Source organism: Pseudomonas kermanshahensis (assembly GCF_014269205.2).
GTDB classification, from domain to species: domain Bacteria; phylum Pseudomonadota; class Gammaproteobacteria; order Pseudomonadales; family Pseudomonadaceae; genus Aquipseudomonas; species Aquipseudomonas kermanshahensis.
In genome coordinates this window covers 165,660-174,625 of sequence record NZ_JABWRY020000003.1, presented here as the reverse complement: position 1 = coordinate 174,625, position 8,966 = coordinate 165,660, and the positions used below count along the sequence as shown (strand labels likewise).

Below are 8,966 nucleotides of genomic sequence, written 5' to 3'. Positions count from 1 at the left end.
GCTCCCACAGGGGTTTACGGCGTTTATGCCCGCTGGATCAGAAATCCTTGCACAGGCGCAAGGCGTCGTAGATCGCCGCATGCACGTTGCGCTGGGCCACGCAGTCGCCAATGCGGTACAGCAGGTAGCCCTCGCCCGGCTGGCTGAGGATCGGCTGCGGCTTGATGGCAAACAGCGCCTCCACATCGATCTGGCCCTTGTTGCGCGAGCCATCCTTCAGCGCGTAGTACAGCTCCTCGTCAGGGCGCACGCCGTTCTCGACCACCACCTGGTCAACCACGCGTTCTTCCTTGGCACCGGTGTATTCGTTCTCCAGCACCGCCACCAACTTGTCGCCTTCGCGGTAGACCTTTTCCAGCATCATGTCGCCGGTCATGATCACTTCTTTGGGGTACATGCTGCGGTAGTAGGTCGGGAAGGTCGTGCCGCCCATGGCCACGCCTGGCTTGATGTCGTCGGTGACGATTTCGACCTGGCTGCCCTTGTCGGCAATGTAGTCCGCCGTCGACATGCCGGTGAACTCGCAGATGGTGTCGTACACCAGCACGTTCTTGCCCGGCGCAACCTTGCCATCGAGCACATCCCAGCTGCTGACCACCAGCCCTTCGGCCGCGCCCCAGTGCTCGTTCTGCTCGACGAACGGATGGCCGCCCACCGCCAGCACGATAACGTCCGGGCGCAGGTCCTGGATCGCGTCCACGCTGGCAGCGGTGCCCAGGCGCAGGTCGACTTTCAGGCGTGCCAGTTCCAGTTGGTACCAGCGGGTGATACCGGCGATCTGGTCGCGCTGCGGTGCCTTGGCGGCGATGGTGATCTGCCCGCCGATCTGGTCTTTCTTCTCGAACAGGGTCACGTCGTGGCCGCGCTCGGCAGCCACGCGGGCGGCTTCCATGCCGGCAGGGCCGGCGCCAACCACCACTACCTTGCGCTTGACGCCGGTGGTCTTCTCGATGATGTGCGGCACGCCCATGTATTCACGGGAGGTCGCGGCGTTCTGGATGCACAGTACATCCAGGCCTTGGTACTGGCGGTCGATGCAGTAGTTGGCACCGACGCACTGTTTGATCTGGTCGATCTGCCCCATCTTGATCTTGGCGATCAGGTGCGGGTCAGCCATGTGCGCGCGGGTCATGCCGACCATGTCGACATAGCCGCCTTCGAGGATGCGCGTGGCCTGGTTGGGGTCTTTGATGTTCTGCGCGTGCAGCACCGGGACCTTGACCACTTCCTTGATGCCGGCCGCCAGGTGCAGGAACGGCTCCGGCGGGTAGCTCATGTTCGGGATAACGTTGGCCAGGGTGTTGTGGGTGTCGCAACCCGACCCCACCACGCCGATGAAGTCGAGCATGCCGGTCGCGTCGTAATAGGCGGCGATCTGCTTCATGTCCTCGTGGCTCAGGCCATCGGGGTGGAATTCGTCGCCGCAGATACGCATACCCACGCAGAAGTCGTCGCCGACCTCGGCGCGCACCGCCTTGAGCACTTCCATGCCGAACTTCATGCGGCCTTCGAACGTACCGCCCCATTCGTCGGTACGCTTGTTGACCCGCGGGCTCCAGAACTGGTCGATCATGTGCTGGTGCACGGCCGACAGTTCGACGCCGTCCAAGCCGCCTTCTTTGGCACGCCGCGCAGCCTGCGCGTAGTTGCCGATCACCCGCCAGATCTCTTCCACCTCGATGGTCTTGCAGGTGGCACGGTGCACGGGTTCACGGATACCCGACGGCGACATCAGGGTAGGCCAGTTGAAGCCGTCCCAACGCGAGCGACGGCCCATGTGGGTAATCTGGATCATGATCTTGGCGCCATGCTTGTGCATGGCGTCGGCCAGGTTCTGGAAGTGCGGAATGATGCGGTCGGTCGACAGGTTGACCGACGCCCACCACTCTTGCGGGCTGTCGATGGCGACCACGGACGAGCCGCCGCAGATCGCCAGGCCGATGCCGCCCTTGGCCTTCTCTTCGTAGTACTTCACATAGCGGTCGGTCGTCATGCCGCCGTCAGTGGCGTAGACCTCAGCGTGCGCGGTGCTGAGCACGCGGTTGCGGATGGTCAGTTTGCCGATCTGGATCGGCTGGAACATTGCTTCGAATGCCATGACGCTATCTCCGGCTTACAACGGCTTTGTAACGAACAGGCCATCTTCGTGGCCTTCTTCCGACCCGCCATAGACCTGCTCGGCCACGGTGCGGATCTTGCTGCCACGGGCAGCGAGAATCTGGTCCATTGCGCCGGCGAACCAGCCGGTGAACATGTAGTCGACCTTGCGGCCAACCTTGCCGTACACGTAGACGAAGGCGGAGTGCTTGAGCTTGACGCTGCAGGTGCCTTTGTCCAGGTCGATGTCCTGGATCTCGAACAGGCCCCAGCCACGCTGGGACAGGCGCTTCATGTAATGCTCGAACACCGCCACGCCTTCCAGGCCATGGCACTCGGCTTCTTTTTCACACCAGTGCCAGGCCGACTTGTAGCCCGCCTTGTAGAGGATCTCGGCATAGGCGTCGGCGCCCAGCACTTCCTCGATACCGATGTGGTTGTTAACGAAGAAATGGCGTGGCACGTACAGCATCGGCAAGGCGTCGCTGGTCCAGACACCGGTCTCGCTGTCGACTTCGATTGGCAATTGCGGGGCGATCTTGGCCATGGAAACTCAACTCCATAAAATTTTTTATTGGGATGCCCCGGCGTTGCTGGCAGGGGCTTTCAGGCTTGGAGAGCGGCTTACTCGCCCCAGACATCCTTGAGGACGTTTACCCAGTTCTCGCCCATGATCTTGCGCACCACACGCTCGGAGTGGCCGCGCTTGAGCAAGGTCTCGGTGAGGTTGGGGAACTCGCCAACGGTGCGAATGCCCAGCGGGTTGATGATCTTGCCGAAATTGGTCAGGCGACGGGCATAGCCCTTGTCGTGGGTCAGGTATTCGAAGAAGTCCTGGCCGTGGCCCTGGGTGAAGTCGGTGCCGATGCCGATGGCGTCTTCACCAACGATGTTCATGGTGTATTCGATGGCTTCGGCGTAGTCGTCGATGGTCGAATCGATGCCCTTGGCCAGGAACGGCGCAAACATGGTCACGCCAACGAAACCGCCGTGGTCGGCGATGAACTTCAGCTCTTCGTCCGACTTGTTGCGCGGGTGCTCCTTGAGCCCCGACGGCAGGCAGTGCGAGTAGCACACCGGCTTCTTCGATTCGAGAATGACTTCTTCAGAAGTCTTGGAGCCCACGTGCGACAAGTCGCACATGATGCCGACGCGGTTCATTTCGGCGACGATCTCGCGGCCGAAGCCCGACAGGCCGCCGTCACGCTCGTAGCAGCCGGTGCCGACCAGGTTCTGGGTGTTGTAGCACATCTGCACGATGCCCACGCCCAGCTGCTTGAACACGTCCACGTAGGCGATCTGGTCTTCGAACGCGTGAGCGTTCTGGAAGCCGAAGAGGATGCCGGTCTTGCCCAGTTCTTTCGCCTTGCGGATGTCGGCGGTGGTGCGCACCGGCATGACCAGGTCGCTGTTGTCTCGGATCAGCTTCTGGCTGGAGGCGATCTGGTCGACCGTGGCCTTGAACCCTTCCCAGACCGACACCGTGCAGTTGGCCGCAGTCAGGCCGCCTTTGCGCATGTCTTCGAACAGCTCGCGGTTCCATTTGGCAATGATCAAACCGTCAATGACGATGCTGTCGGCGTGTAATTCGGCTGGGCTCATCAGGCTGTCCCCTTTTATTGAGTTGGGTCACGCCGAACATTGTGCCGGCGCTTTGGGGCCAGCATATGCCTGTGCCCCGCGGCGCCCCGATGCAAAAACGACAGGGGGTTTGCCGAAAGCGTCAATGCGCGACATGAGCACGTCTGGCACGCCGTTCGGGGATGAGAGACAGTCTCGATAACGACCTCTGCGGCCCTTAGATGAACATTTGGTCAGGGAGCTTTCGCGCGGCCTCTGGCTGAGCGAGAATCCCAGCGATTCCACAGCCTGTTGAGGAGATAACGGATGAAATCAATGGCATGGCTGGTGCTGCTGGCCGTCGTGAGCGGGGCCCAGGCCGGTGAGGAAGAAAGCACGCCTTGCGACAATGTCGAGACCGACCAGCAGACGTTCGAGTGCGCGGTGTTCAACAAGCAGACCGCCGAGCGTGAGCTGAAGTCGGCCTATGACGACCTGCTTCAACGCATGCGCGAGCAGTATGGCGACGAAGCTGGCCTGCAGTCGCGAATCGAATCCGCCGAAAAACTCTGGAGCCAACTGCGCGATGCCGACTGCAAAGTCGAAACCCATGCCGAACAGCCAGGCAGCAAAGCCTACCAGGCTGCATTGAACAGCTGCATCGCCCAGCGCAGCGATGAGCGCTCGGAATACTTGCGCAGCCTAGGCCCACAAAACAGTGAAGAGCCGGCACCTGAAGACTGATCCAGACGGGTTCGAAGGATCTCCTCCAGAGGAACAACGTGCTGCTGATAGTCACTGCGCCATTTCCAGATAGTGCGCCAAGACCACGGACTTGCAACGTGTGTCTTGGTCCCCTCAACTATCAAGGAACAACGAAATGGCTGACATCAAAGTTGAAATGGAAAAAATCCGCAAAGAAGGTCAAGAGCGCGTAGCCGCTACCGGCCAGACGATCTGTGTATTCGCTGAAAATGTGCCTGCTGGCATTGCCGAAGACATCCTGGCAGGTATGCGGTTGATGACCGAACTGGCCAACAAGAAGTTCGACAAGGAAACCCAGCAGCGCGAGTGGTACAACTTCTACAACGATGGTTTGATCAAGTTCGGCTGGACCATGACGGGTGCCGCACATGCCGAAGATGCCATCGATGAGGACAACCTGACCCTGGCAGAGCTGATGACCAAATCCATCACCATCAGCGTGGCCCGTGACCCTCGTCGCACCGCCTGTGCCAAGCGTGTTCTGCAAGTCGTCGTGCAGAAGCCGGAAATCAAGGCACACCTGGAAAAGCACAGCCATAGCGAGTCCGGCAAGTCGAGCAACTTCGTGGTAGCCCAATGCGAAATGACGCCACAAGGCTTGCCAACGATGCACATGACCAGCTTCCAGGCCAGCTACAACTCGAAAATCGAACGTGAAGGCGCCCTGACCCGCAAGGTCGACAAGTCTTCGACCCGCGTCTATCGCGCGTCGCAGCAGGGTACGTTCAGCGTTCGTCACTTCAATGCTGCGCGTGATCTTGTGAATGAGAAGATCAAAGGCGACATCGCCGCCTTCCTCGCTATCTAACTAGCGAGGCTGGGTACCAGGATTTGCTGGTACCCAGTTCCCCTCATCAAGGAGCGATGCCGCATGAGCGATGCAAGCCTGGACACTCGGATATTCGAGGAGCGGCTGAGAATCAAACCCGCTCCATGGCTGACACTCGAAACATGGGAAGACTTGCAGCTGTGCCTGCGTTATTCACAGGCCATGGCCAATGAAAAATACTCGATGGAAACCCAGCCTGAGCAATGGTTTACCGTCGTTATCGCCACGTTGCAAACACTGCAATTCACCGTGTTTGAACATACGCATAAAGCCATTGCATATGAGCCGCACCTGCTCGCTTTAAGCGATGTGTACAGTGGTTATCTGCCACCGCTGCGGGCTAAAGGTCCCTGGTTCAAAAGCCTTGAAGCAAACGTTAAAGCCGCTTTGCAATCTGCGGGCAGGCACACCTTTAACGTCATGAACGCCTCTTCACATCTGAGCATCGAAATGGATCATGAAGGGGACAAGATCCCCGTTGCGATCCTGTTTTTCGCCTACTGCGTAACCGACCCTGCCCAACCTACCCGGAAGTTGAACCTGGTATTTGACCATCTGGGCGCACGCTTCAACCCGGGCGACTTCGCTCCATTGCGCAAGGACCTGCAGGCCAGAAACCGTGAAAAGCTGCTGGCCATTCTCAAACGCGAGCTGGAATGAAGCTTATTTTGCACGGGCAGGTTGACGTTCCTCCCGTGGGCACTTTCCAAACCTCAACTTGTAGCGCCGCGTGAAATACGATGGCAGTTCAAAGCCACACGCAAGGCTGACCTCGGTCACCGACATGTCTGTCTGGGCCAACAGCTGACGCGCCTTGTCCAGCCGCAGTGCAAGGTAAAAACTGCTGGGCGTTTCATTGAGGTGCATACGGAACAGGCGCTCCAGTTGGCGCCGTGTCACTTTGATCGCAGCGGCCAGGTCCAGCGTGCTCAAGGGTGGCTCGGTGTGTTTTTCCATTTCGCCGATGGCATGGACCAGCTTCTTGTTACTGATACCGTAACGCGCACCTATCTGCATGCGCTGGTGGTCCTGGCGCTGACGGATGCGACCCAGCACGAATTGCTCGGACACCTTCACGGCCAGGTCGCTGCCGTGAGACTGGGCGATCAGGTGCAGCATCAGATCAATCGAAGCAGTGCCGCCGGCACAGGTAATGCGGCTGCGGTCGATTTCGAACAGCTCCTGGGTCGCCTGCAGGCCCGGGTAGCGCTCCTTGAACGCCTCCAGCGCCTCCCAGTGCAGTGTCGCCCGGTAGCCGTCCAGCAAGCCCGCCTCGGCCAGCACCATTGCTCCCGTGTCGATTCCCCCGAGCATGACCGCCTCATGGTTCAGCCGACGCAGCGCATGCAGGAGCTTCGGCGGGATATTGGCCAGTGGCTCGAAACCCGCTACTACCAGCAGGATGTTGACGGGCTCACCCTCCCCCAGTGCGGCGTCGGCATTCACCGACATGCCATTGCTCGCCAGCACCGCCTCACCGTCCAGGCTGAGCACCTGCCACCGGTACAACTGGCCGCCAAAACGGTTGGCCACCCGCAGAGGCTCCACCGCCGAAATGAACCCCATCGCGGAAAAGCCCGGCACCAACAGAAAGGCAATCGTCTCCATCATCCGCTACTCCACAGAAACTGGTCGCCCAGGTGCTAATTCCTGTCGCCAGCGTGCGCTTGACCAAGGTCCGGCCAGCGTAGCGTATTCAAACGGTCCGCAGAGGCCGCCCTCAATAACAATATGCACTGCCGATGGAGAGCCACCATGCACAGCTTGATCCGCCGCAGCCTGTTGTCCCTTGCCCTGAGCAGCATCGTTGCAACCCCGCTTTTCGCCGCCGAGCCCGCGGCCTGCAAGAACGTGCGCCTTGGCGTGGTCAACTGGACCGACGTCATCGCTACCAGCGCCATGGCCCAAGTACTGCTCGATGGCCTGGGTTACCAGACCAAGCAGACCAGCGCTTCGCAGCAGATCATCTTTGCCGGCATCCGCGACAAACGCCTGGACATGTTCTTGGGTTACTGGAACCCGATCATGACCCAGACCATCACTCCGTTTGTCGATGCCCAGCAGGTCAAGGTGCTCGACAAGCCCAGCCTGGAAGATGCCCGCGCCACCCTGGCAGTGCCTAAGTACCTGGCTGACAAGGGTTTGAAGACCTTCGCCGATATCCATAAGTTCGAGAAGGAGCTGGGCGGGAAAATCTACGGCATCGAGCCGGGGTCCGGCGCCAATACCCAGATCAAGGCGATGATCGCCAAGAACCAGTTCGGCCTGGGCAAGTTCCAGCTGGTCGAGTCCAGCGAGGCCGGCATGCTCGCCGCGGTCGACCGTGCCGTGCGGCGCAAGGAGGCGGTGGTGTTCTTCGGCTGGGCGCCGCACCCGATGAATGTGAACATCGACATGGCCTACCTGGGCGACAGTCAAGGCGCGCTCGGCCCTGATGAAGGCCGCGCCACGGTGTGGACGGTCACCGCGCCGGACTACGCCGAACGCTGCCCCAACGCTCACCGCCTGCTGGCCAACCTGAAGTTCAGCGCCGAGGACGAGAGCCGCATGATGCAGCCGCTGCTCGACCACAAGGACGCGCTGGAGTCGGCCCGCCAGTGGCTCAAGGACCACCCCGAGGACAAGGCCCGCTGGCTTGAAGGGGTGACCACCTTCGATGGCAAGCCCGCTGCGGACAACCTCAAGCTTACCGCCAACTGATCCGGCCCTTTCGCAGCACAAGGCTGCTCCTACAGGTGCAGCGCTAAGCTCAGGGTCACTGCTGACCCTGTGGGAGCGGCTTGCCCCGCGAAAGGCCACCACCGACATCACAAGGAACCGCCATGAACCACGACGTCATCATCACCTGCGCCCTCACCGGTGCCGGCGACACCGCCTCCAAAAGCCACTTGGTCCCAGTTACCCCCAAGCAGATCGCCGAAGCCGCCGTCGAAGCCGCCAAAGCCGGCGCCACCGTGGTCCACTGCCACGTCCGCGACCCGCAAACCGGCCGCTTCAGCCGCGACGTGAACCTGTACCGCGAAGTCATGGAGCGCATCCGTGAAGCCGACGTGGACATCATCGTCAACCTCACCGCTGGCATGGGCGGCGACCTGGAAATCGGCCCAGGCGAAACGCCCCTGGAGTTCGGCCCAGGCACCGACCTGATCGGCCCGCTGGAGCGCCTGGCCCACGTCGAAGCGCTGCTGCCGGAAATCTGCACCCTCGACTGCGGCACCCTCAACTTCGGCGACGGCAACTCGATCTACGTCTCCACCCCGGCCCAACTGCGCGCCGGTGCCAAGCGCATCACCGAGCTGGGCGTAAAAGCCGAGCTGGAAATCTTCGACACTGGCCACCTGTGGTTCGCCAAGCAGATGATCAAGGAAGGCCTGCTCGACGACCCGCTGTTCCAACTGTGCCTGGGCATCCCATGGGGCGCGCCGGCCGACACCACCACCATGAAGGCCATGGTCGACAACCTGCCCGCCAACGTCACCTGGGCCGGCTTCGGCATCGGCCGCATGCAGATGCCCATGGCGGCCCAGGCCGTGCTGCTGGGCGGCAACGTGCGCGTCGGCCTGGAAGACAACTTGTACCTGGACCGTGGCGTGCTGGCCAGCAACGGCCAGCTGGTCGAGCGCGCGGTGGAGATCATCTCCCGCCTCGGCGCTCGCGTGCTGACCCCGGCCGAGGGCCGGGAAAAAATGAACCTCAAACGCCGCTGATCCCACTG

Annotated in this window: 9 protein-coding genes; 5 read left to right on the top strand and 4 right to left on the bottom strand. The window is 61.0% G+C overall.

The annotated features are described in order from the left end of the window. Positions 1-37: 37 nt before the first annotated feature. The 3 genes from dgcA to HU764_RS27105 all read right to left on the bottom strand — a co-directional run bounded on the left by dgcA (position 38) and on the right by HU764_RS27105 (position 3,699). Positions 38-2,098 (bottom strand): dimethylglycine demethylation protein DgcA, encoded by a 2,061-nt coding sequence (gene dgcA / locus HU764_RS27115; protein WP_186682911.1) that lies wholly within the window; start codon positions 2,096-2,098, stop codon positions 38-40. A gap of 15 nt (positions 2,099-2,113) precedes the next feature. Then, positions 2,114-2,644, bottom strand: a complete 531-nt coding sequence (locus HU764_RS27110; protein WP_027594293.1) for a DUF5943 domain-containing protein — start codon at positions 2,642-2,644, stop codon at positions 2,114-2,116. A gap of 77 nt (positions 2,645-2,721) precedes the next feature. After that, positions 2,722-3,699: a dipeptidase gene (locus HU764_RS27105; protein ID WP_027594292.1), complete on the bottom strand. Its 978-nt coding sequence runs from the start codon at positions 3,697-3,699 to the stop codon at positions 2,722-2,724. A gap of 285 nt (positions 3,700-3,984) precedes the next feature. Here HU764_RS27105 and HU764_RS27100 point away from each other — a divergent pair, with 285 nt between their 5' ends. From HU764_RS27100 to HU764_RS27090, 3 genes are all read left to right on the top strand, one after another. After that, on the top strand, positions 3,985-4,401 hold the full coding sequence (locus tag HU764_RS27100; protein ID WP_186703153.1) for a lysozyme inhibitor LprI family protein: 417 nt from the start codon (positions 3,985-3,987) through the stop codon (positions 4,399-4,401). Positions 4,402-4,537: 136 nt separating this feature from the next. Continuing rightward, on the top strand, positions 4,538-5,230 hold the full coding sequence (locus tag HU764_RS27095; RefSeq protein WP_186682915.1) for a hypothetical protein: 693 nt from the start codon (positions 4,538-4,540) through the stop codon (positions 5,228-5,230). A 63-nt stretch (positions 5,231-5,293) separates the two neighbouring features. Next, positions 5,294-5,911, top strand: a complete 618-nt coding sequence (locus HU764_RS27090) for a hypothetical protein (RefSeq protein ID WP_186682917.1) — start codon at positions 5,294-5,296, stop codon at positions 5,909-5,911. A gap of 3 nt (positions 5,912-5,914) precedes the next feature. Here the strand turns inward: HU764_RS27090 and HU764_RS27085 are convergent, their stop codons facing one another. Then, on the bottom strand, positions 5,915-6,862 hold the full coding sequence (locus tag HU764_RS27085; protein WP_186682919.1) for a GlxA family transcriptional regulator: 948 nt from the start codon (positions 6,860-6,862) through the stop codon (positions 5,915-5,917). Positions 6,863-7,006: 144 nt separating this feature from the next. Here HU764_RS27085 and choX point away from each other — a divergent pair, with 144 nt between their 5' ends. Together choX and cdhC are read left to right on the top strand one after the other, a co-directional pair. Continuing rightward, complete coding sequence (gene choX, locus HU764_RS27080) at positions 7,007-7,951, top strand: choline ABC transporter substrate-binding protein (RefSeq protein ID WP_186703152.1); 945 nt, start codon at positions 7,007-7,009, stop codon at positions 7,949-7,951. A 122-nt stretch (positions 7,952-8,073) separates the two neighbouring features. Next, positions 8,074-8,958 (top strand): 3-dehydrocarnitine:acetyl-CoA trimethylamine transferase CdhC, encoded by an 885-nt coding sequence (cdhC, locus tag HU764_RS27075; RefSeq protein ID WP_027594288.1) that lies wholly within the window; start codon positions 8,074-8,076, stop codon positions 8,956-8,958. Positions 8,959-8,966 lie beyond the last annotated feature (8 nt).